Source organism: Metabacillus niabensis (assembly GCF_020524345.1).
In the GTDB taxonomy this organism is placed as follows: domain Bacteria; phylum Bacillota; class Bacilli; order Bacillales; family Bacillaceae; genus Metabacillus; species Metabacillus niabensis_B.
The window spans coordinates 1-22,488 of the sequence record NZ_JAIVLH010000009.1 but is presented as its reverse complement, the minus strand read 5'-3'; the positions used below and the strand labels follow the sequence as shown (position 1 = coordinate 22,488).

The window sequence follows — 22,488 nt, the reverse complement described above, 5'->3', positions numbered from 1 at the left end:
TTATAAAACCACCTCTCCAGCTTTAAACACAGGTCCATCACTACAAACTTTTTTGTAGCTGGTTCCAGTCGGATCATCACCCGTGTGACATACACATGCGAAACAAGCTCCAACGCCACAGCCCATTCTTTCTTCTAGTGAAAGAAATAGTGGTTTATGACCATGAAGTTTTTCTAATGCTCTTAACATTGGAGTTGGCCCGCAAGAAAACATTGTATCGAACTGCATGTCGTGATCTTTGATTGCATCTGTTACAAAGCCTTTATACCCATAAGAACCATCATCAGTTGTGACAATTGTTTTTCCAAGGCTGGAGAACTCTTCCTCTAAGAACACAGCATTTTCAGATTGAAACCCCAGAACATGTTGCACTTTTACACCTTTTGCTACTAATTGTCTTGAAAGCTCAAGCAATGGTGGTACACCAATTCCGCCTCCTACTAATAAAGCTGTCTGTCCGCTCTCAACCTGCTCAATCGGAAATCCATTCCCTAAAGGTCCTAAAACATCCACTACATTTTCAACGACCTTTTGAGAAAGGAGCTGAGTGCCAGCCCCTTCTGCTCTATAGATCATCGTAAATTGTTTTTTCTCTTTATGGATTTCAGAAATACTAATTGGTCTTCTTAAAAGAGGTGTCGATCCTTCTGATACCTTTAAGTGTACAAACTGACCAGGATTGCCCATTTCTGAAACTAATTCACCTTGCAGTGTTAGCTGAAAAATATGTTCCGCTATTTTTTCATGCTTTGTCACGACCATGAGTTCTTTTTTTATCACGTTAAGCTCACCTCTAGTTGCTTCTTGATCTTAGGCATTGTATCTGTTGAGAATGTCATAGATTCTAATACTCGTAAAATGGCTACTGCTGTATCTAATGAAGTTAAGCAAGGAATACCATTTTCTACAGATTCACGGCGAATTTTAAATCCGTCTCTGGCAGGTTGCTTTCCTTTTGTTAATGTATTGATGACAAATTGTGCCTCACCTTTGCGAATTACATCAAGTAAATTCGGTTCATCTGCACCAATCTTATTAACTACTTTCGCTGGGATATTATAGGTTCTTAAATAATCAGCAGTTCCACTTGTCGCAAGGATTTGGTAACCGATTTGATGGAACCTTCTTGCAATCTCCAAACCTTCTTCTTTATCTTTATCTGCAACTGTTAACAATACTGATCCATGATTCTTAATTTGAATTCCAGATGCAACTAGTGCTTTGTAAAGAGCTTTTTCAAGAGTTACATCCTTACCCATAACCTCTCCGGTTGATTTCATTTCAGGTCCTAATGTGATATCAACTCTGCGTAATTTCGCAAATGAGAAGACAGGAGCTTTTACATAAACACCTTCACTTTCTGGGTGTAAGCCTGTATCATATCCAAGTTCTGTTAATTTCGCACCAAGAATGACTTTTGTCGCTAAGTTTGCCATTGGCACTCCTGTAATCTTGCTCAAGAAAGGAACAGTACGACTTGAACGAGGGTTTACTTCCAATACGTAAACCTCACCTTTTGATAAAACGAATTGGATATTTAACAACCCTACAATGTTTAAGCCTTTTGCAAGCTTGATTGTGTAATCAATGATGCTGTTTTTGATTTCCTCTGATAAAGATTGTGGAGGATACACAGCGATCGAATCTCCTGAGTGAACACCAGCGCGTTCAATGTGTTCCATAATACCAGGAATCAGAACTGTTTCTCCATCGGAAATTGCATCAACTTCAATTTCTTTACCTGTTAAATATTTATCGATTAAAACAGGGTGCTGCGGGTTAATTTTCACTGCATTGTTCATGTAGTGTAAAAGTTCAGCTTCCTGGTAAACAATTTCCATAGCACGTCCACCAAGTACATATGACGGTCTTACAAGTACTGGGTATCCGATTCCTTCTGCAATTTTTACAGCCTGTTCAACAGAAGTAGCTGTTTTTCCAAGTGGCTGTGGTACACCAAGTGTTGCTAAAGTGTGCTCAAATTTATCACGATCCTCAGCACGATCTAAATCCTCAAGAGATGTTCCAAGGATTTTTACGCCTCTAGCTTCTAACTCATCAGCAAGATTTATAGCTGTTTGCCCACCGAATTGAACAACTACACCCTTTGGTTTTTCTAAATCGATAATATGCATAACATCTTCGATTGTTAGTGGTTCAAAATAAAGCTTATCTGAAATACTAAAATCTGTTGAAACTGTTTCCGGGTTGTTATTTACGATAATAGCTTCATATCCAGCTTCTTTTATCGCCCAAACAGAGTGTACTGTAGCATAATCAAACTCCACACCTTGACCAATTCGAATCGGACCTGATCCAAGAACAACGACACTTTCACGCTCAGTAACAATTGATTCGTTCTCATCCTCATAAGATCCGTAGAAGTAAGGTGTTGCCGATTCGAATTCCGCGGCACATGTATCAACCATTTTATAAACCGGGATAATATTCGCTTGTTTTCTTAACTCGTAAACTTCGCGATCATTTGTATTCCATAACTTAGCAATCTCAGAATCTGCAAAGCCCATTTCTTTAGCTTTTTGCAATGTTGTTAATTCATAAGGATTTTCTTTAAGTTTCTGTTCAAACGAAATGATTTTTTCAATTTTCATTAAGAAGAATAAGTCAATTTTACTCCACTCATGAATCGTTTCTTTTGTCACGCCTCTTCTTAACGCTTCACCAATGTAAAATAATCTTTCGTCTCCAGCTTTACGAATACGTTTTTCAATCAGCTCATCCGTAAATTGATCTGCATCTTTTAATCGTAAATAATCTACATCAGATTCCAGTGAGCGCACTGCTTTTAATAATGATTCTTCAAGTGTACGTCCAATCGCCATTACCTCACCAGTTGCTTTCATTTGAGTTCCTAAACGACGGTTTGCAGACTCAAACTTATCAAATGGCCAGCGAGGAATCTTAGATACGATATAGTCTAATGCAGGCTCGAAACATGCATATGTTCTACCTGTAACAGGATTTTTCATTTCATCAAGTGTTAACCCAACGGCTATTTTTGCCGCAAGTTTTGCAATTGGGTAACCAGTTGCTTTTGAAGCTAAAGCTGATGATCTACTTACACGCGGATTAACCTCAATGATATAGTATCTAAAACTGTCTGGATCAAGTGCTAGTTGAACATTACATCCACCTTCAATTTTTAAGGCACGGATGATTTTTAATGACACATTACGAAGCATTTGATATTCTCGGTCACTTAATGTTTGACTTGGTGCAAAAACGATTGAGTCACCAGTATGAACACCAACAGGATCAAAGTTTTCCATGTTACATACAACGATGGCATGGTCATTTGCATCACGCATTACTTCATACTCAATTTCTTTAAAGCCCGCAATACTCTTTTCAAGAAGACACTGTGTTACAGGACTGTTTTTTAACCCGCTCGTCACGATTTCAACAAGCTCTTCGTCGTTTTCACAAATTCCTCCACCAGTTCCGCCTAATGTATAAGCCGGTCTTACGATAACTGGGTAACCAATTTGTTTTACGAACGCAAATGCTTCATCTAAATTGTGGATAATTTCACTTTCAGGTACCGGCTCATTTAGCTCATTCATTAATTGTCTAAATAAATCACGATCCTCCGCCTGCTTAATCGCAGATAGTTTTGTTCCTAAGATTTCAACTCCACACTCTTCAAGTACACCAGATTCAGCAAGTTCAACTGCCATGTTAAGACCTGTTTGACCACCTAATGTTGGAACAAGTGCATCTGGGCGTTCTTTACGAATAATATTGCTTAAAAATTCAACCGTAAGGGGCTCAATATATACTTTATCTGCAATTTCAGTATCCGTCATAATTGTTGCCGGGTTTGAGTTGACAAGAACAACTTCATATCCCTCTTCTTTTAGTGCGATACACGCTTGCGTTCCAGCATAGTCAAACTCTGCAGCTTGACCAATTACGATTGGACCTGAACCGATAACAAGAATTTTATTGATGTCTGTACGTTTTGGCATTATAGAACCCCTTCTTTCTTATTAGCTTCAATCATCAAGTTTAAAAATTGATCAAATAATCCGTTCGCATCCTCTGGACCTGGTGAAGCCTCTGGATGGTATTGAACTGTAAATGCAGGTGCTTGTTTATGTTTTAAACCTTCAACTGTTCCATCATTTAATGCTACATGTGTTACTTCTAGTTCTGTATCCTTAATTGAATCTTCCTTAACTGTATATCCATGGTTTTGTGAAGTAATATCTACTTTACCTGTGCTTAATTCTTTTACAGGATGGTTAGATCCACGGTGACCGAATTTCATTTTTTCTGAATCCGCTCCACATGCTAAGGCAAATAATTGATGGCCTAAACATATCCCAAATAACGGAACTTTTCCTAAAATACCTTTTATCATTTCAATTGCTTCTGGCACATCTTTTGGGTCTCCAGGCCCATTTGAAAGCATGATTCCATCAGGATTAAGCTGCAATACTTCGTCAGCTGTTACATTATGTGGAACAACTACGATGTCACAGTTACGTTTATTTAATTCTCTTAAAATTCCGTGCTTCATCCCGAAATCAACTAAGACTACACGATGTCCTCTACCTGGGCTTGGATAGGCAGTTTTTGTTGAAACCACTTGTACTTGATTAGTAGGAAGTTCTGCTCCTTTTAGTCTGCTAATAACTTCTTCCGGATTTGCATCTGCAGAAACGATCGCACCTTTTAATGTACCATGCATACGAATGATTCTTGTTAACTTACGAGTGTCGACTCCGGCAATTCCCGGTATATTCTTCATTTTAAAGTACTCGTCGATTGTATATTCACTTCTCCAGTTTGAAGGAAAATCACAAAATTCTTTTACAACAAACCCATTGATAAATGGTGTAATTGTTTCAAAATCATCTCTGTTAATTCCATAGTTTCCGATTAACGGATATGTTAGTGTCACAATTTGACCACAGTATGAAGGATCTGAAAGAATCTCTTGGTAGCCTGTCATTCCTGTATTAAATACGACTTCTCCGTAATTTTCTTTATCACTTCCAAATGCTTCACCTAAAAATATTGTTCCATCTTCTAAGATTAGTTGTCTTTTCATACTGTGATGCCTCCCTTTTCCCATACAATGTTTCCATCTACGATTGTTAATGTTGGCCAGCCTTTACATTCCCAGCCTGTGAATGGTGTATTCTTTCCTTTTGATAAAAATTCACTTGGGTCAATTGACACTTCTGCTTCTAAATCTACCACAGTAATATCAGCTGTTTCCCCAACTTTAAGTATTCCTCCCGTTAAATCAAACGCTTTTGCAGGTTCAACTGTTAGGAAATCAACAAGTTGTTTTAATGTAAATTTCTTTGTTAAAACAAAGTGTGTGTATAATAACGGAAATGCTGTTTCTAATCCAACAATTCCGAATGGTGCTAACTGCATCCCTTCTGCTTTTTCTTCCGCTGCATGTGGGGCATGATCTGTTGCGATGAAATCAATTGTTCCATCTAATAAGCCTTCAATTAATTCTTCTTGATCTGCTTTTCCTCTTAAAGGCGGGTTCATTTTAAAGTTCGGATCAAGCCCTGGAATATCATCTTCACATAATAATAAGTGATGTGGTGTTACCTCAGCTGTTACGTTAATACCTGCACGCTTTGCATCTCTAACCACTCGCACAGATTCTTTTGTACTAATATGGCACACATGATAGTGACAGCCTGCAGCTTCCGCAAGAAGGATATCCCTCGCGATATGTACAGACTCACATACAGAAGGGATTCCATTGATGCCATGCTTTTTAGAAAATTCTCCTTCGTGTACTGAACCTTTATTTATTAATGTATTTTCCTCACAGTGTGCAACAATTGCTGCACCAATAGAAGCTGCTTTTTTCATAGCTTCCAGCATTTTTCCTGCAGATTGAACTCCTACTCCATCATCAGTAAAAGCAAATGCCCCCGCTTCTTTTAATGCCTCAAAGTTCGTTAATTCTTCACCAAGCTGTCTAGTTGTAATAGAAGCGTATGGCAGTACTTTTACAACAGCTGTTTCTTTAATACGATTTTGCAGCCATTCCATTTGTTCTTTTGTATCAGGAACCGGACGAGTGTTTGGCATAGGTGCAATTGTTGTAAAGCCACCTCTTGCTGCACTTTGTGTACCTGTTGCAATTGTTTCTTTGTGTTCACCACCTGGCTCTCTTAAGTGGACATGCAGGTCGATAAATCCAGCTGAAATTAATTGACCATTTACTGATATGATTTCACAACCATCTGTTGAAAGGTTTTCTCCAATTTCAACAATCTTACCGTTTTCCACCTTCACATCTGACTTTTTCAACTCACCAAGCTCATCTAAAATTAATCCATTTTTAAGAACAAATAACATGTGTCACTACCTCCTGATTTTGCTCAATTTGTTGTAAAGCTCTCTTTAAAACTGCCATTCTGGCAAACACACCATTTTCCATTTGTTTGAAGATTCTGGAACGCTCGCATTCTATTAAATCTCCATCAATTTCAACTCCACGATTGACAGGTGCAGGATGCATGATGATTGCATGCTTTTTCATAAGTTTTTCTCTTTCCTTTGTTAAACCAAATTCATGTAAGTAATCTACTGCTTGATCTTTTTCTTCATGTCTTTCATGTTGAATTCTTAAAAGCATTACAACATCTGATTGTTGGATCGCCGTCTGAACATCCACATATTTACCGAAAGTGTTTGTTGAATCTTGCCATTTACTTGGTCCAGAGAAAAGTACTCTTGCTCCCAACCTTGTTAAAACTTCTGCATTAGATCTTGCAACACGGCTATGTCTTATATCTCCATGAATCGACACCGTCAAACCTTCAAAATGACCAAATTCTTGCTTAATTGTGAGTAGATCTAACAACGATTGTGTAGGATGATGACCACAACCATCTCCAGCATTTATAATAGGGATAGATACCTTATCAATCAAATCCTCAAAAAAGTGATCTTGTTGATGCCTTATCACCACTGCATTAGCACCAATTGATTCAAGTGTCTTCACTGTATCATACAAAGTTTCACCTTTTTGAACACTCGAATGCTCTGCAGTAAAATTCAACACTTGAAGTCCCAATTTCTTTTCAGCTACTTCAAAGCTGAATCTTGTTCGAGTACTTGGCTCAAAAAATAAATTTGAGACAAAAACTGTATCTGACGGCCTCCAACCATTCCCTAATTTATATTGTTCTGCATCGTTTAAGATTGAGTAAATTTCCTCATTCGTAAGCTGGTTCATCGTTAATACGTTTGACATGCCCAACCACTCCTATAATCTTATTTATTTTTTAATTTCTTATAGAAAAAACACCCTGATTTTTTTCAGGGTGTTTGAAGGTAGAGCAAATGAAGGTAAAGTATACCTTTGTTTGCCTTACACCCTTTTAAGCCTCTCTGGACTTCTCTTTAAAAGATCTAAGCCATTCTATTATGCTGTTTCTTTATTGATTGTTTCATCTTTATCAGCTGGCAGGACTAGGTTCAATGCGATTCCAATAAGCGCTGCTAATGCCATACCATGCAAGTCTAAATTTCCTATTTTCAATGTTGCTTCACCAATTCCTATGACTAAGATTACAGACGCAATAATGAGATTTCTTTTGTTTCCCAAATCTAATTTGCTGTCAATCATCATTCGTAATCCTGAAGAAGCGATAATCCCGAATAAAAGGATTGATACACCACCCATAACTGGTGAAGGGATTGAACTGATTAGCGCTGAAATTTTCCCTATAAATCCGAAGATAATCGCTAGTACTGCAGCACCCGCTATAACGAAGATGCTATAAACTCTTGTAATGGCTAATACTCCGATGTTTTCCCCGTATGTTGTGTTCGGAGGACCGCCGATTAGTGCCGCGATCATTGTTGCTACACCATCACCTAATAATGAACGATGTAAGCCTGGTTTTTCAATATAATCTCTACCTACAACCTTACCTAAAACTAGCTGGTGACCGATATGCTCTGATATTGTAACAACAACAACCGGGACCATCAACAGGACAATGTCCAGTGTTATTGATGGTGTATAATCAACAAATGGAAGAACAAAGTTCGGCACTTGGAACCAATTTGCTTCAATAACACTTGTATAATCAATGATGCCAATTGCTAGAGAATAGATATAACCTCCAACAATTCCGATTAACACTGGTATCAGGTTAAAAAACCCTTTTAAAAAAATTGAACATAAGATGGTAATTAATAATGTGACTAATGCGGCTGAGAAATATTTTAAGCTATATTCACCAGCAGGATCATTTGTTGCCATTCCAACTGCTGTACCAGCTAAACCTAATCCGATGACGATAATAACCGGGCCTACAACTACCGGAGGGAGGATTTTCATAATCCATTTATGTCCTGTTCCTTTAATAAGCAAGGCGATTATTCCATAAACTAAACCTGCTAAGAAGCTCCCAACCATCGCTGCCCCTATCCCTGCCGATGCTTTTGCAACAATAATTGGTGTTATAAATGCAAACGATGATCCGAGATATGCAGGTACTTGGCCTTTAGTAATTAATAAAAAGGCGATTGTGCCAAGTCCGCTTGAAATTAGAGCTACTGCCGGGTCTAATTCAACTAGAAACGGTACAAGGATCGTTGCACCAAACATTGCGAATAAATGTTGAAAACTAAGTGCCAGCCAAGTTAATGGCTTCGGTGTATCTTTTACGTCTAAAACGATTTGATCTTCTTTCATGTATTAAACCTCCGATGTTATTCCATTCTTTGTTAGCATGTATGTTTGAAAGAAATGTTTGACATTAAACAAAAAACCTCTTTGCTTTAAGGGCAAAGAGGTACAAAAAGATAAGCAGTCTAATGTTGACTACATCTTTATGTCCCCTTTGCTGCCTCTCTGGACAAATCTTTAAAGGGAATATTTATTCATTTTCATGTATTGTAACCTGATCTTGTTGATCAGCTTCTTTCAATTCGACAACGATTTTTTCAGAGCTTGATGTCGGGATGTTCTTTCCTACATAATCTGCACGTATTGGCAATTCACGATGCCCTCTATCTACTAACACAGCTAGTTGAATATTTGCAGGTCTGCCAATGTCCACCAGTGCATCCATTGCTGCTCTTACTGTTCTGCCTGTATATAATACATCGTCAACTAAGATAACTTTTTGGTTCGTTACATCAACAGGAATATTAGATCCCTTTACCAGCGGTTCTTGATCATCTGTTTTTTTTGACAGATCATCTCTGTAAAGTGTGATATCTAATTCGCCAATGGCAATCTTATTCCCCTCGATCTGCTCGATTCGTTCTGCAAGTCTATTTGCAAGGTAAATGCCTCTTGTTTTAATACCCACTAAGATGCTATCTTCAATCCCCTTATTTCTCTCGATAATTTCGTGAGCAATTCTTGTTAACGCTCTACGGATTGCTTGTTCGTCTAATAAAACTGCTTTTTGAGACATCATTATTCTCCTTTCGTTTTTAACCTCTGAAAACGAAAAACCCTCCCACCGTTTACAGTGAGAGGGTCAACGAAGACATAATCATCCTAAGTCAAAAGACTTTGATGTCTTATCCGTTTTCCTTCTCAGCCTCACGGGACTGTGTTAAAGGTTCTTCTTAAGTTATTTACATTATGACAAACATGTAGAATTGTGTCAACGATTATTTTTAATCTGTTCCAAAACTTTTAAAAACTCTGCTGGTAAGGGTGCTTCAAACTCTAGGTATTCCTTTGTTCTCGGATGCTCAAAACCAAGAATTCCTGCATGAAGTGCCTGTCCATTAATCGGCAGCGTCTTTTTTGGTCCATATTTCGGATCACCTACAAGTGGATATCCGATGTATTTCATATGAACACGAATTTGATGTGTTCTTCCTGTTTCAAGTTGACACTCAACAAATGTATATTGTTCAAATCGGTCTAATACATGAAAATGAGTGACAGCTTCTTTACTGCTAACATTGGTAACAGTCATACTTTGACGGTCAACTTTATCACGGCCAATTGGGGCATTAATTGTTCCATGATCATGCTGGATGTTTCCGTGTACAAGTGCTTTATATCGGCGAGTAACCGTTTTATCTACAAGTTGTTGTACTAAGGATTCATGTGCCATATCATTTTTTGCCACCATAAGTAATCCGGATGTGTCTTTATCAATTCTATGAACAATGCCAGGTCTTAAGACACCATTAATTCCTGAGAGATCTTTGCAATGTGCCATTAAACCATTCACTAGCGTACCACTCGTATGCCCCGGCGCAGGATGAACAACCATTCCTTTCGGCTTATTAACCACTAACACATCCTGGTCCTCATAATAGATATCCAAATCCATTTCTTCAGCAACAACATCTAGTGCTTCTGGTTCTGGAATTTCAACTACAATGTTATCATCCACTTGGCATTTGTAGTTCGTTTTTATTAATCTGTCATTTACTTTTACTAATCCGTCTTTAATCCAAAGCTGTACTTGAGTTCTAGACCATTCATTATTTACTGTTGATAAAAACTTATCAATGCGTTCATTTTTATACTCTTCACTTACTTGTATTTCAACGATGTTCATTAAGCTTGCTCCTTCTTTTTCCCTTCAAAAAACAACATATGGATAAATAATAATCCTACTCCAATACATAAAGCAGAATCGGCTATATTAAAAATTGGGAAGTCATATGAAAAGATATATGTATTTATAAAATCGACAACTTCTTTGCGAAATAAACGGTCAATGAAATTACCAATTGCTCCACCAAGCATAAATCCTAAGGCAACACCCATGACCTTATTTTCCTTCGTATGTTTTTGGATATAATAGATTAATCCCACAATGACAATCGCAGTGATAATGTAGAAAAACCACATTTGTCCTGGAAGTATCCCCCAGGCTGCTCCCCGATTACGATGTGATGTGATATAAAAGAAATTTTCAATAACAGGAATATGATCACCAATTTCCATATTCTTCACAATCAACCATTTTGTTAGTTGGTCAATAATGATAATTAAACCGGCAATTATGTAATAATACACATTCTCCCCAACTTTCTATATTCTATTTGTACAAGGTTTATCCTTATGAATTGTACCATAATAAAAAAGAAAGCTAAAGAAGTTGTAAAACGATCTTCTTTTTTAAAATAAAAAGCCCAAATTACTTACCATTGATAAAGTAATTTGAGCTTCCAATTAAAAATCGCTGCCTGTGATATATGTTCCTTCATGAGTATAGTCGTGTTGGGGAAGGGATTTTCTTTCAAATAGTTCTTGGAAAAAGAAATCATATTTTGTTCTGGCTGTTGGGAGTATCCTTAATTTTTCAAAAGATATTTCTTCACCGGTTTCTTCACAATATCCGTAAAGTCCTTTATCAATTTTCATTAAGGCACGTTCTACATCTTGAAGTTCCTCTTTTATATGATGCATCAATGTATGACTTTTACCTTGATGATCATCACAAGTCATTTCAAACAAACTGTGATCAAATAAACGTGCTCGCAGTTCTTCTTTCATCACTTGTAATTCATAGCGAATACCAGAAAATTTATTCAAGATGGACAACTCCTTATCCTTCTCATGATGTTAATATAGTTTTGCCCGAAAGTAGCTTGACTCACCCTGATAAGAATTTTCCTGTGCATGTAAAGGCTGTTAACTTTGATTTTCGGCCAACTCATTGTTTAGATAAGTATTTCTTACCCTTCTTTCATTTGCTCCAAACACTTTTGTAAAAAAATGGGCGTGACCTTCTTTATGACAAAAAAAAAGCCATATCCTAAAATGGACATGGCTTTTTTACATTAATAATGTTCTTTAACAATTGAAGCACATCTTCGACATAATGTTGGGTGATCTTCTACTTGACCAACTTCAGGAGTTACGATCCAGCAACGTTCACATGTTTCACCTTCAGCTTGTGAAATAACGATTTTAACAGTATCAAACGTTTGTGCATGTTCGGGAGCAACAGCATATTCTCCTGCAATTCCAAATCCGGAAACAATAAATAATTGTTTTAAATCTTCTTCTACAGAATCCAGTAATGCTTTTGCATCTGCATTTGGATATAGAGAAATGCTTGCTGTTAACGATTTTCCAATAACTTTTTCATTACGTGCTACTTCTAATGCTTTTAACACATCATCACGTAAGGACATAAATGAATCCCATTTCTTTTCGAGTTCATCTGCCTGTTCATACTCTTTTACTTCAGGCATATCAACGAGTTGAACACTTACTTCTTTAACAGAGTCAATTTGTTCCCAAACTTCATCAGCTGTATGTGGAAGAATTGGTGTTACTAATTTAACTAGTGAAAGTAATGTTTCATAAAGCACCGTTTGAATAGCACGACGCTCTTGATTTTCTTTAGATTCAATATATAGTACGTCTTTTGCAAAATCCAGGTAGAAAGAGCTTAATTCAATTGTACAGAAATTATGAACTGCATGATAAATTGCTGCAAACTCATATTGATCATAAGCTTCTTTAACTCGTTTCGTTAACTTATTAAGCTTTACAAGCATGTAACGATCAACATCACGCAAATTTTCCAAGCTTACTGAATCTGTAGTTGGATTAAAATCACTTAAGTTTCCTAATAAGAAACGGAATGTGTTACGAATTTTTCTGTATACTTCAGCAACTTGTTTAAGAATTGCATCAGAAACACGTACATCTGCCTGATAATCAACAGAAGCTACCCATAATCGAAGGATATCTCCACCAAGCTGGTTCATAACTTTAGCAGGAACTACTGTATTACCTAATGATTTACTCATTTTGCGCCCTTCTCCATCAAGAGCAAAACCATGACTTAGAACACCTTTGTATGGCGCTTTCCCAGTAACAGCTACAGCAGTTGATAAAGATGAGTTAAACCACCCTCGATATTGATCAGAACCTTCTAAATATAAATCAGCAGGTCTTTGGAGATCTTCTCTTTCAAATAATACAGCTTGGTGTGATGAACCTGAATCAAACCAAACATCCATAATATCATTTTCTTTTGTAAATTTACCGTTCGGGCTGCCTTCATGTGTAAATCCTTCTGGTAAAAGATCCTTTGCTTCACGCTCAAACCAAATATTAGATCCATTGTCTCTGAACAAGTTAGACACATGCTCAATCGTTTCATCTGTAATAATTGGTTCACCATTTTCAGCATAAAATACAGGGATCGGTACACCCCAAGCACGTTGTCGTGAAATACACCAGTCTCCACGATCGCGAACCATATTATAAAGACGCGTCTCACCCCATGCAGGCACCCATTTTGTTTCATTTACAGCTTTCAATAGTTCATCACGAAAATCTTTAATAGAAGCAAACCATTGAGCTGTTGCACGGAAAATAGTTGGCTTTTTCGTTCTCCAATCATGTGGATAAGAGTGTGTAATAAATTGAAGCTTTAATAATGCTCCAACTTCTTGAAGCTTTTCTGTGATTGGTTTATTTGCTTCATCATAGAATAGTCCTTCAAAGCCCGGTGCATCCTTTGTCATATACCCTTTTTCATCCACAGGACATAATACATCTAAATTATATTGTTGACCCACAATAAAGTCATCTTCCCCGTGACCAGGTGCCGTATGAACACAACCAGTTCCGCCTTCACTTGTTACATGCTCTCCAAGCATTACTAATGAATCACGATCGTAAATTGGGTGTTTGGCTACAACACGATCAAGTTGGGAACCTTTTACTGTTTGATCAACTTCATAATCTTCCCAACCAATTGTTGAAGCAACAGGTTCTACTAATTCTGATGCTACTAGATATTTTTCACCATCTACTGTAATAACACTATATTCTAGTTCAGGGTGAACTGAAATCCCTAAATTAGCTGGCATTGTCCATGGTGTTGTCGTCCAAATCACAATTTTTACATCATTTGAAAGAACACCTTTACCATCTTTCACAGGAAATGCTACATAAATTGATGGTGAGCGTTTGTCAGCATATTCAATCTCTGCTTCAGCAAGAGCTGATTCACTTGAAGGAGACCAATATACCGGTTTTAACCCTTTATAGATATAACCTTTTTTCGCCATTTCACCAAACACTTTAATTTGTTGTGCTTCATATTCCGGCTTAAGTGTCACATAAGGATTTTCCCAATCACCACGAACACCAAGTCTCTTAAATTGCTCACGTTGACCATTGATTTGCTCCCATGCATACTCTTCACAAAGCTTGCGGAACTCAGCTACAGACATTTCTTTTCTTTTAACTTTTTTGTTTTTTGTTAAGGCTGTTTCAATCGGTAAACCATGTGTATCCCAACCAGGTACATAAGGAGCACAATATCCACTCATAGATTTAAAGCGTACAATAAAGTCTTTTAAGATTTTGTTTAAAGCATGGCCCATATGAATGTCACCATTGGCATATGGAGGGCCATCATGTAGAACGAAAAGAGGACGATCTTTTGTTCGTTCCTGTACCTTTTCATAAATCTTCATTTCTTCCCATTTTTCTTGGATTAATGGCTCTCTTTTAGGCAAATTCCCTCTCATCGGAAAATCAGTCTTTGGCATCAAAAGGGTATCTTTGTAATCCATTTAGTATTCCTCCAAATTTATTCATCTTTATTTAGCTATTTTCTGTTTTCTATCTCATGAGATTAATTCCAACCTCTTGAAAACACAAAAAACCTTCTCATCCCTACAAGGGACGAGAAGGTTATCTCGCGGTACCACCCTATTAGATTAAATATAATATTTAATCCACTCCATCATTCGTAACGTGAATGTATCGCCATAGCTTACTTATTAGATATGTTCAGCATGGAACTCCAGGGTGATCTTCATCTTTTACCCTTATGTCGAGCTTCCACCATCCCCGATTCGCTTAAATAAGGTTGCTAAAAGACTACTGTCCCTTTCACCGTTTAACTTTTGTGTTATGAGTTTTCAAAAAATATCTACGTTTCCGTATTATATGCGATAAAAAAACAAAAAGTCAAGGTTTAGCTTTTTGTTTCCTCGGCTTCACCAAAAACAGGTTCAACCTCATACTCTAATAAATGATCCCAATCGTCATTTTTAAGAAGGTCAAGTTGAGCTTCAATCAACATTTGGAAACGAGTTCTAAATACTTTTGATTGCTTTTTAAGTTCTTCAATCTCCATCGCGATTTTTCGTGATTTTGATAATGATTCATTAATAATACGGTCAGCATTTTTCTCAGCTTCTTTAATGATAAGCTTTGATTCTTTTTGAGCGTTTCTCTTCACTTCTTCTGCTGCTTCTTGAGCGATCACAATTGATTTATTCAATGTCTCTTCAATATTGGTAAAATGACCTAATTTTTCATTTAATTCTGTTACACGAGATTCAAGTTCTTTCTTTTCGCGGATAATCATCTCATAATCTTTTATGACTTGATCTAAAAACTCATTTACTTCATCTTCATCATATCCACGAAACCCCTTATTAAATTCCTTATTATGGATGTCTAAAGGTGTTAAAGGCATGGATGCCACCTCCAATATGTAGTGAAATAGTTAATCCTTGACAACATTATAAATCATATTTCGACATGTTTGTTGAAAATCCTGCTATTTCTTTTAAATTATTTTATTATATGATAGCACAAACTTTATTTTTGTTTACTAACAACAATCCTAACTCGATCTTTTTTCGTTCTTCCTTCAATGGAGGTCAACTTACTTCTTCCATATCCTCGTATTGATAAAGTATCTCCTTCTTGACATTCAAACGAAGCTGAATCAACGATTTTCCAATTTACCTTTACATGACCATTGGTGATCAAAGGTTGAATTTTTTGACGTGATAAATTACAAATAGCTGCTCCTACCACATCTAGTCTTAACGAAGAAACAGTCGAGACCATTTCTTGTACCTCTTCTTTATTGGGAATGAATTGATAAGAATCAATTTCTTTCAAAGATATCTTTGCACGGCCAATTTCTTTAAAATTAGTTCTAAGATACTCAGAGATCTCAGTTGCACATATAAATTGAACTGTATCATTATGAAAACGGATGTCGCCAAACTTACTGCGTTTTAATCCGAGGCTCATTAAAGATCCTAATACTTGCCTATGTTGCAAGGTAATAAATTTAGAGGCATATTGAACTTCAAACAAAGATAGTTTAAAATCTTCCTCTGATACTTGATAATAATCAGGATAGACTAAAACACGTTTTCTTTCTGTATCCTCAACACCACCTGAAAAGGAAACCTTTGCATCTAAATGTTCTCCTATAACAGAAGAGACGATTTCCTGTTCACGAGGATCTAAAAAATCTGTTAATTTTGGACTGTATTGATTTTGAACGTTTTCCTTCCACTCTACTACTTGATCAATAAATTGCCGTTCTTCCTGTCGAAAATGTTGATAAATTTGATTCATAATTCAACTCCATTATATAAAAAGATTCAGATACTAAAGATGAAAATTTGTTTCCTTTGGTCTAACAGCTGTTAAGGAGTTTTACCATAGTTCTAAAAAGATAAAAAAAGAGGGACTATACTAATAGTCCCTAGCCAATCATTCTAAATATTGAAGAAACCCCATATTGAGCAAAACGTAAGGCTAAGATTGCGACAATTGGTGAAATATCAATCATTCCTAATGGAGGAATAATTTTTCGGAAAGGCTCTAAATACGGTTCGCAGATTTTAGCCAAGAATTGGCCAAAACCTGATTCTCTAGCTCCAGGAAACCACGATAGTAATATGTATACGATAAGCGCATACGAGTAAAACGTGATTAGAGTGTTAATTAAACTTAACAATATACTCATGTTTGCCTACCACCTTTGATGATCATCTTCTGATACTAATTCAGATATTGCTCCCGATACATCCACATTATCAGGGGTGCATAAAAAGATATCGGTGCCAATTCGTTGAATATCCCCACCTATTGCATAAACAGTGCCACTCAGAAAATCCACTATCCGTTTTGCTTGATCTCTTTGTATACTTTGTAGATTAACAACGACAGCACGACGATTTTTTAATTGATCTGCAATTTCCTGCGCTTCTGCATACACCCTAGGCTCACTTAAAACAACTTTAGACGATTTCTGAACACTTTGCAAACTTACAACATTTTGTTTAGGTGATTGTGGCGTTTTATTTTGAAAAGTTTGTGGCTGTGGAGCCTCATATTGCGGTTCTTTCGTTTCAGGTTCCTCATATTCATATTCTTCGTCATCTAAGGCAAAAAAGCTTTTAAACCTATTTTTAATTGACATATTATACACCTCCAGTTTCGTTTCCAACAAGTGACGTACCAATTCTTATATAAGTCGCACCTTCTTCAATCGCTATCTCATAATCATTTGACATTCCCATTGATAACTCGTGACAAGGTGCTGATGGTAACTGTAAAGCCTGTACATCATGTTGAAGTTGTCTTACCTTTTTAAAACAATTTCTTATAACTTCTTTATCTTCTGTGTTTGGCGCCATTGTCATTAGGCCAACAACTTGAATATGTTGATAATGAGTTAACTGCTTAATAAAATCAACAAGTTCCTCTGGTGAACAGCCATGTTTAGACTTTTCTCCGGAAGCATTTACTTGTACAAAACATTTCATTGGTTTGGAAGATCTTTTTTCAATTTCCTTCGCTAATGACAATCTGTCAAGAGAATGAATGAAATCAACTTTATCAATGATGTTTTTCACTTTTCGTGTTTGTAGCGAACCAATAAAATGCCAGATGGGATCGTTTCCTAGTTCTTTTACCTTTTCATTCAGTCCATCATCCCGGTTTTCACCTAGATGACGGACACCAGCTTCAAGAGCTGCCTTCGCACGTTGAACACTTACATATTTTGTTACGGCTATGACATTTATTTGCTCTGGATTTCTGCCAACTCGTTGACAAGTAGTTTGTATGGTATGTTGAATAGCTTTGTAATTATCCTGAATGTTCATTTGTTAGAGGGTAACCTCCTCATTTATTCCAATAAAACTGAGCATTCTACCAGTTTTCCCATCATCTCTTCGATGTGAAAAAAACAATTCTTTCTCACAGCTTGTACAAAGGTCTGAAACTAATACATTTTCTTTGAGAATGCCTGCATTTCTTAAATAATATTCATTAAGAAGCTTTAAATCTAGTTGATATTTTCCATTAGCCAATGGTTTATAAGGTATTGGTTTATAATCTAATACCCTTTTATCAATTGATGATATAACTTGATCATCAACGACATAGCAGCAATCACCTATTGAAGGGCCTATGGCAACATAAATATCGTCTGCATCTACTCCTTCATTTAACCGCCACTTTTTCACCATTTTACCAGCTATATCTTTTACCGTCCCTTTCCAGCCTGCATGTGCTACCCCTATAAGAGAGTGTTTTGGAGCAATAAAGTACAAAGGAACACAATCTGCAAAACAAAGGGATAACATAACTCCTTTTTCAGTAGTATAGACGCCATCACAAGCTGTTAATCCATCTTCGTAACTGAGTCTTCCCTTCCCGCAACTGGATTTGCTCACCTTCATTATCCTGTTTGAATGAACTTGTTCAGCAAAGACCCATTTTTTTATTGGAAATGAGAGTGACTTCGCGAGAACTTCTCGATTTTCTCTAACATCTTCCGGCTGATCTTGTACATGAAGGCCAAGATTTAAAGATGTAAAGTTCCCAGTACTAACACCACCAGATTTTGTAGAAAAGCCAACTGTCAAACCCTTTATTAGCCTATTCCAATTTGTTAAAATTAGATGGGTATCGTCTATTTGCTCAAAAACATTAGCTTTCATAAATGTTCAACCCTTATTTTCGACATTTAATGTATACTATTACTCTTTATTTTACCACATTTTCCCCACTACGTTTAGTATTGAGTGAGAAATTATTCATCTTGTATCTCATTTTGTCGATTCATTCTAACTAAAATAACATCTTCCCCAATTTTAACTATATTTCTCCAAGGAATGATAAATTCTTCTTCTTTCCCAAAGAAACCCAGCATTCTCCCATTCCCATTAATTATAATAGCTTGTATCTTACCTGTTGTAACATTTATATCGAAGTCTCCAATATTCCCCAACTTTTTCCCATCCGAAACGTTGACAACATCTTTTGTTTGGAACTCAGAAATATACATAAGCTTCCCTCCAATGTCTTTCGTCGGTCGTCACAATTCACTAACTCCCCTCATACATATCTATGTTAGTTAGGGTACGAACTATTCAAAACAAGTAAATTATTTCTTGTATTTTATAATATAAATGAGATTTATCACGATAAAAACCACACATCTTATGTTCAGACTGACTTGGACGTCCTCTCCTTCAGCAGATGTTTAGAAACAATTATCTCCCAATTATTTTCTTCGCTTCTCTCTGATCTAAAGTAGAGTTTTACTGCCCTTTAAAGTGGGATAAACGGATAAAGGCTCCTCATAATGAGGAGCCTTAGTTTTGAATATTTTTATTCATTTGTTTGATTGCAGCTTTTTCAAGCCTTGACACTTGTGCTTGAGATATTCCAATTTCTTCGGCAACTTCCATTTGAGTTTTACCTTGGAAGAAGCGTTTTCTTAAAATTAGCTTTTCCCGACTATTTAGACGTCTCATGCCTTCTTTTAAAGCTAATTCCTCAATCCATTGAATATCGCGATTCTTTTCATCACTTAACTGATCCATAACAAAGATTGGATCTCCACCATCATTATAGATCGGTTCAAACAGTGATACCGGGTCCTGGATAGCATCAAGTGCGAACACAATCTCCTCATGAGGCACATCAAGCTCTTTTGATATTTCCTCTGCAGTAGGTTCCCTAGATGTTTCACTCATGAGGCGTTCTCTTACCTGAAGTGCCTTATAAGCAATGTCTCGAAGTGAGCGGGATACCCGGATAGGATTATTGTCTCTTAAGTATCTACGGATTTCTCCGATAATCATTGGTACAGCATATGTTGAAAATTTGACATTCTGGCCTAAGTCAAAATTATCGATGGATTTCATTAATCCTATACAGCCAACTTGAAACAAATCGTCAACAAACTCTCCTCTGTTGTTAAATCGCTGGATTACACTAAGTACCAATCTTAAGTTGCCATTTACCAGCTCTTCTCTTGCTGATAAGTCTCCGTTTTGCATTTGCTTAAATAGTTCTCTCATTTTCTCATTCTTAAGAACTGGAAGTTTTGAGGTATCTACTCCACAAATTTCGACTTTATTTCTTGTCACATTTTTCCCTCCTAACAGGAGTTGCTGTACAGAGTTAAGTATCTCCTCGACAGGAAAAAATATGCACAAGCTTTATAGGTCACTTGAAGCAGATATCCTCATCCTTATTGATATAATAGGCTTTGATAGAATAAAAAAATTTTTTACACCATTTTATTAAATTCTTTTTGCAACCTTTTAATAATTCTTTTTTCAAGTCTTGAAATATAAGATTGGGATATTCCAAGCATATCCGCAACATCCTTTTGGGTTTTTTCTTCACCACCCTGTAACCCAAATCGGAGCTCCATAATTTGTTTTTCTCGATCATTTAATTGCTGAAGAGCTTTTAAAAGCAATTTTCGATCTACGTTTGCTTCCAAATCCTTTGTAATAATATCATCTTCTGTTCCTAATACATCAGACAATAATAATTCATTTCCATCCCAGTCAATGTTCAGCGGTTCATCAAAAGACACCTCGGAACGAAGTTTGTTGTTCCTCCGTAAATACATTAAAATTTCATTTTCGATACAGCGGGATGCATATGTAGCAAGTTTAATTTTCTTTTCTGGATTAAATGTATTAACAGCTTTAATTAATCCAATTGTACCTATACTAATTAAATCCTCAATATTAATTCCTGTATTCTCAAATTTTCTAGCGATATACACTACAAGTCTAAGATTTCTCTCGATTAAAATCGATCTTGCCGCCTTATCACCAGATGGTAGCTTTTGCAATAATACTTCTTCCTCTTCTTTCGAGAGAGGTGGCGGTAATGCTTCACTGCCTCCTATGTAGTAAACCTCATCAGATTTAATACCAAGTTTTATTAATAGCTTATACCATAAGTAAGTAAGATGTAATTTTAATTTCTTCATTTTCCTCCCCCTCAAATCATAATTAATGGGCCACTATTACATAACATTTACTAAATAATTTTCAAAAGAAATATACTCTGCCGTACTAAATGGTTCTTTACAGAGTATGATAGAAGTAACATCACTAAGACACTTGCTGAATCGATGGTCCCTGAAGCATTTTCGGATGAACAATGCATTCATAAGCATCCTCAGAGGATAAGGTTGTACGGTTTAAACCAATAATTGTTTTTTGAACTTTTAAGGTTTCATTTTTGGTTTCGATACAAACTTCATCAGGTTTAAAGCCTAAGAGAAATTGATGCTCACTTCCTACTACGCGGTAAGGGATAATACGAACCCTATGTTCCCAAGCATGACCTTCGTTTTGTTCACTCATTGCTTTCATTACATCATCCTGGATAGCTAGATGAACTAGAAGCTTTGGAAGAAATTCCTGGACTTTTAACGTATCGATAATCATGACAGGACTTCTTGTAATTGGATCAAACAGTTGATTTCCACTATCAATAAGCCCCTTCAATGAAAACTGAATATTTTCCACAGTAATGTGTACCTTTACTAACTGGTCATAATGGATTTTTTTAGTTTCAATTCCTTCTATGCTATTTCTTGCAAACAACCATAATACAGGAAAACCAATTAGAACAAATAACCAGCTAATTGGGTGACCAAAACCAGTCGAATTTGTCATTAAAACCCCTTCTAAATATGTCATTTCCTGCTGTAAAAAATAATGTATTCCAATCATTCCACCACCAACCAAAAAGGTTACAAAATAAAAGGTAAGGAGTCCTTGGAAAAAGAAACGGAATCTTTTAAAACCAAAAGCTGTCAAAACCATTAAAACGGAGATAAACATTTTTCCTAATGGATGATTCGCAAGAAAAGCTAATGGTGTAAACATCATTATTACAATACTTGACCCAATAAGAGCTGCCAAAACCATTCGTAATTTATTTATTTTCCTTTTTAACACGATTGCTGTTAGAACAAGTAGAAATAAATCAAAGGAAAAGTTTAAAAGCCAAATTACGTCTAAATAAATAGACATCTGTTACTCCTTCCCCTCGTGTCATACGAATCCCTCCTATTATCTATCCCGTTTTATAGTAGATCAATAGATGAGCACCTGTTGGAACTAGTATAAATCCAATTCAATAGGAAGTCTGTCATTTACTGCCGAGAAACCGTAAGTATTTTTGGTAGATTATCAGAATTTTTGTCGACAGGTTAGAATCATAGAAAATGGGAAATTTAAGAAAGAATTGTTTACTGTCTTAATCAAAAGAAGGTAAAAACAGAAAAAAAGAGTGCCAAAGGCACTCTCAGCTTGTAGAGAAAGTGGGTGTTTTTCTCTACAAGCTTTTTTATTTTCTTAAAATGTTCTTATAAAGATTAATAAATTTCCTAAGATAACCAAAGAAAAAGCTTCTCACACACCTAG

The 22,488-nt window shown here is 36.3% G+C and carries 21 protein-coding genes and 1 other annotated feature; all 21 genes read right to left on the bottom strand.

Going from position 1 to position 22,488, the window contains the following annotated elements; translation table 11 throughout:
* Positions 1 to 777 (bottom strand): dihydroorotate dehydrogenase electron transfer subunit, encoded by a 777-nt coding sequence (locus tag LC095_RS11015; RefSeq protein WP_319005793.1) that lies wholly within the window; start codon positions 775 to 777, stop codon positions 1 to 3.
* Positions 777 to 3,989 (bottom strand): carbamoyl-phosphate synthase large subunit, encoded by a 3,213-nt coding sequence (gene carB / locus LC095_RS11010; protein ID WP_226528233.1) that lies wholly within the window; start codon positions 3,987 to 3,989, stop codon positions 777 to 779. Before carB ends, LC095_RS11015 begins: the two co-directional genes overlap by 1 nt.
* Entirely contained in the window at positions 3,989 to 5,077 is a 1,089-nt protein-coding gene (locus LC095_RS11005; RefSeq protein ID WP_226528232.1) for a carbamoyl phosphate synthase small subunit, read from the bottom strand. Before LC095_RS11005 ends, carB begins: the two co-directional genes overlap by 1 nt.
* Positions 5,074 to 6,360, bottom strand: a complete 1,287-nt coding sequence (locus LC095_RS11000) for a dihydroorotase (RefSeq protein WP_226528231.1) — start codon at positions 6,358 to 6,360, stop codon at positions 5,074 to 5,076. The genes LC095_RS11005 and LC095_RS11000 overlap by 4 nt, the downstream gene beginning before the upstream one ends.
* Positions 6,344 to 7,261 (bottom strand): aspartate carbamoyltransferase catalytic subunit, encoded by a 918-nt coding sequence (locus tag LC095_RS10995; protein ID WP_226528230.1) that lies wholly within the window; start codon positions 7,259 to 7,261, stop codon positions 6,344 to 6,346. The genes LC095_RS11000 and LC095_RS10995 overlap by 17 nt, the downstream gene beginning before the upstream one ends.
* A gap of 171 nt (positions 7,262 to 7,432) precedes the next feature.
* Positions 7,433 to 8,713 carry a solute carrier family 23 protein gene (locus LC095_RS10990; protein ID WP_226528229.1) on the bottom strand — a complete coding sequence of 427 codons (1,281 nt, stop codon included), beginning with the start codon at positions 8,711 to 8,713 and terminating at the stop codon, positions 7,433 to 7,435.
* Positions 8,714 to 8,897: 184 nt separating this feature from the next.
* Positions 8,898 to 9,443: a bifunctional pyr operon transcriptional regulator/uracil phosphoribosyltransferase PyrR gene (gene pyrR / locus LC095_RS10985; RefSeq protein WP_226528228.1), complete on the bottom strand. Its 546-nt coding sequence runs from the start codon at positions 9,441 to 9,443 to the stop codon at positions 8,898 to 8,900.
* A gap of 195 nt (positions 9,444 to 9,638) precedes the next feature.
* The gene (locus LC095_RS10980; protein WP_226528227.1) at positions 9,639 to 10,553 is read right to left on the bottom strand and encodes an RluA family pseudouridine synthase; all 915 of its coding nucleotides are present in this window, start codon (positions 10,551 to 10,553) and stop codon (positions 9,639 to 9,641) included.
* On the bottom strand, positions 10,553 to 11,017 hold the full coding sequence (gene lspA / locus LC095_RS10975; RefSeq protein ID WP_216773097.1) for a signal peptidase II: 465 nt from the start codon (positions 11,015 to 11,017) through the stop codon (positions 10,553 to 10,555). The genes LC095_RS10980 and lspA overlap by 1 nt, the downstream gene beginning before the upstream one ends.
* A gap of 156 nt (positions 11,018 to 11,173) precedes the next feature.
* The gene (locus tag LC095_RS10970) at positions 11,174 to 11,497 is read right to left on the bottom strand and encodes a TraR/DksA family transcriptional regulator (protein ID WP_264196015.1); all 324 of its coding nucleotides are present in this window, start codon (positions 11,495 to 11,497) and stop codon (positions 11,174 to 11,176) included.
* Between the two features lie 287 nt (positions 11,498 to 11,784).
* On the bottom strand, positions 11,785 to 14,547 hold the full coding sequence (gene ileS, locus LC095_RS10965; protein WP_226528226.1) for an isoleucine--tRNA ligase: 2,763 nt from the start codon (positions 14,545 to 14,547) through the stop codon (positions 11,785 to 11,787).
* Between the two features lie 105 nt (positions 14,548 to 14,652).
* Positions 14,653 to 14,882, bottom strand: a binding site (T-box leader).
* A 72-nt stretch (positions 14,883 to 14,954) separates the two neighbouring features.
* On the bottom strand, positions 14,955 to 15,461 hold the full coding sequence (locus tag LC095_RS10960) for a DivIVA domain-containing protein (RefSeq protein ID WP_078434415.1): 507 nt from the start codon (positions 15,459 to 15,461) through the stop codon (positions 14,955 to 14,957).
* 125 nt (positions 15,462 to 15,586) lie between these two features.
* Positions 15,587 to 16,363, bottom strand: a complete 777-nt coding sequence (locus LC095_RS10955) for an RNA-binding protein (RefSeq protein ID WP_226528225.1) — start codon at positions 16,361 to 16,363, stop codon at positions 15,587 to 15,589.
* A 130-nt stretch (positions 16,364 to 16,493) separates the two neighbouring features.
* A complete protein-coding gene (locus LC095_RS10950; RefSeq protein ID WP_078434417.1) occupies positions 16,494 to 16,757 on the bottom strand; it encodes a YggT family protein in 264 nt (87 codons plus the stop codon).
* A 6-nt stretch (positions 16,758 to 16,763) separates the two neighbouring features.
* Positions 16,764 to 17,213, bottom strand: coding sequence for a cell division protein SepF (locus tag LC095_RS10945; protein WP_226528224.1), 450 nt, complete (start codon positions 17,211 to 17,213; stop codon positions 16,764 to 16,766).
* 1 nt (position 17,214) lies between these two features.
* A complete protein-coding gene (locus LC095_RS10940) occupies positions 17,215 to 17,901 on the bottom strand; it encodes a YggS family pyridoxal phosphate-dependent enzyme (RefSeq protein ID WP_226528223.1) in 687 nt (228 codons plus the stop codon).
* A gap of 3 nt (positions 17,902 to 17,904) precedes the next feature.
* Positions 17,905 to 18,741 carry a peptidoglycan editing factor PgeF gene (gene pgeF, locus LC095_RS10935; protein WP_226528222.1) on the bottom strand — a complete coding sequence of 279 codons (837 nt, stop codon included), beginning with the start codon at positions 18,739 to 18,741 and terminating at the stop codon, positions 17,905 to 17,907.
* 92 nt (positions 18,742 to 18,833) lie between these two features.
* Positions 18,834 to 19,088 (bottom strand): YlmC/YmxH family sporulation protein, encoded by a 255-nt coding sequence (locus LC095_RS10930; RefSeq protein WP_216773091.1) that lies wholly within the window; start codon positions 19,086 to 19,088, stop codon positions 18,834 to 18,836.
* 310 nt (positions 19,089 to 19,398) lie between these two features.
* Positions 19,399 to 20,220 (bottom strand): RNA polymerase sporulation sigma factor SigG, encoded by an 822-nt coding sequence (gene sigG / locus LC095_RS10925; RefSeq protein WP_413467484.1) that lies wholly within the window; start codon positions 20,218 to 20,220, stop codon positions 19,399 to 19,401.
* Between the two features lie 101 nt (positions 20,221 to 20,321).
* Positions 20,322 to 21,041 (bottom strand): RNA polymerase sporulation sigma factor SigE, encoded by a 720-nt coding sequence (sigE, locus tag LC095_RS10920; RefSeq protein WP_226528221.1) that lies wholly within the window; start codon positions 21,039 to 21,041, stop codon positions 20,322 to 20,324.
* A gap of 124 nt (positions 21,042 to 21,165) precedes the next feature.
* Complete coding sequence (spoIIGA, locus tag LC095_RS10915; protein ID WP_226528220.1) at positions 21,166 to 22,095, bottom strand: sigma-E processing peptidase SpoIIGA; 930 nt, start codon at positions 22,093 to 22,095, stop codon at positions 21,166 to 21,168.
* Positions 22,096 to 22,488 lie beyond the last annotated feature (393 nt).

Bases quoted from the DNA above. Each gene is read 5' to 3' on its own strand.
- LC095_RS10980 (WP_226528227.1), bottom strand. From the start codon at position 10,553: ATGAACATCGTTGAAATACAAGTAAGTGAAGAGTATAAAAATGAACGC.
- LC095_RS10945 (WP_226528224.1), bottom strand. From the start codon at position 17,213: ATGTCAATTAAAAATAGGTTTAAAAGCTTTTTTGCCTTAGATGACGAA.
- LC095_RS11000 (WP_226528231.1), bottom strand. From the start codon at position 6,360: ATGTTATTTGTTCTTAAAAATGGATTAATTTTAGATGAGCTTGGTGAG.
- LC095_RS10955 (WP_226528225.1), bottom strand. From the start codon at position 16,363: ATGAATCAAATTTATCAACATTTTCGACAGGAAGAACGGCAATTTATT.
- ileS (WP_226528226.1), bottom strand. From the start codon at position 14,547: ATGGATTACAAAGATACCCTTTTGATGCCAAAGACTGATTTTCCGATG.
- spoIIGA (WP_226528220.1), bottom strand. From the start codon at position 22,095: ATGTCTATTTATTTAGACGTAATTTGGCTTTTAAACTTTTCCTTTGAT.
- LC095_RS10970 (WP_264196015.1), bottom strand. From the start codon at position 11,497: ATGAAAGAAGAACTGCGAGCACGTTTATTTGATCACAGTTTGTTTGAA.
- LC095_RS10950 (WP_078434417.1), bottom strand. From the start codon at position 16,757: ATGAGTATATTGTTAAGTTTAATTAACACTCTAATCACGTTTTACTCG.
- LC095_RS11005 (WP_226528232.1), bottom strand. From the start codon at position 5,077: ATGAAAAGACAACTAATCTTAGAAGATGGAACAATATTTTTAGGTGAA.
- carB (WP_226528233.1), bottom strand. From the start codon at position 3,989: ATGCCAAAACGTACAGACATCAATAAAATTCTTGTTATCGGTTCAGGT.
- LC095_RS10960 (WP_078434415.1), bottom strand. From the start codon at position 15,461: ATGCCTTTAACACCTTTAGACATCCATAATAAGGAATTTAATAAGGGG.
- LC095_RS10930 (WP_216773091.1), bottom strand. From the start codon at position 19,088: ATGTATATTTCTGAGTTCCAAACAAAAGATGTTGTCAACGTTTCGGAT.
- LC095_RS10990 (WP_226528229.1), bottom strand. From the start codon at position 8,713: ATGAAAGAAGATCAAATCGTTTTAGACGTAAAAGATACACCGAAGCCA.
- LC095_RS10940 (WP_226528223.1), bottom strand. From the start codon at position 17,901: ATGAACATTCAGGATAATTACAAAGCTATTCAACATACCATACAAACT.
- sigE (WP_226528221.1), bottom strand. From the start codon at position 21,041: ATGAAGAAATTAAAATTACATCTTACTTACTTATGGTATAAGCTATTA.
- pgeF (WP_226528222.1), bottom strand. From the start codon at position 18,741: ATGAAAGCTAATGTTTTTGAGCAAATAGACGATACCCATCTAATTTTA.
- LC095_RS10995 (WP_226528230.1), bottom strand. From the start codon at position 7,261: ATGTCAAACGTATTAACGATGAACCAGCTTACGAATGAGGAAATTTAC.
- pyrR (WP_226528228.1), bottom strand. From the start codon at position 9,443: ATGTCTCAAAAAGCAGTTTTATTAGACGAACAAGCAATCCGTAGAGCG.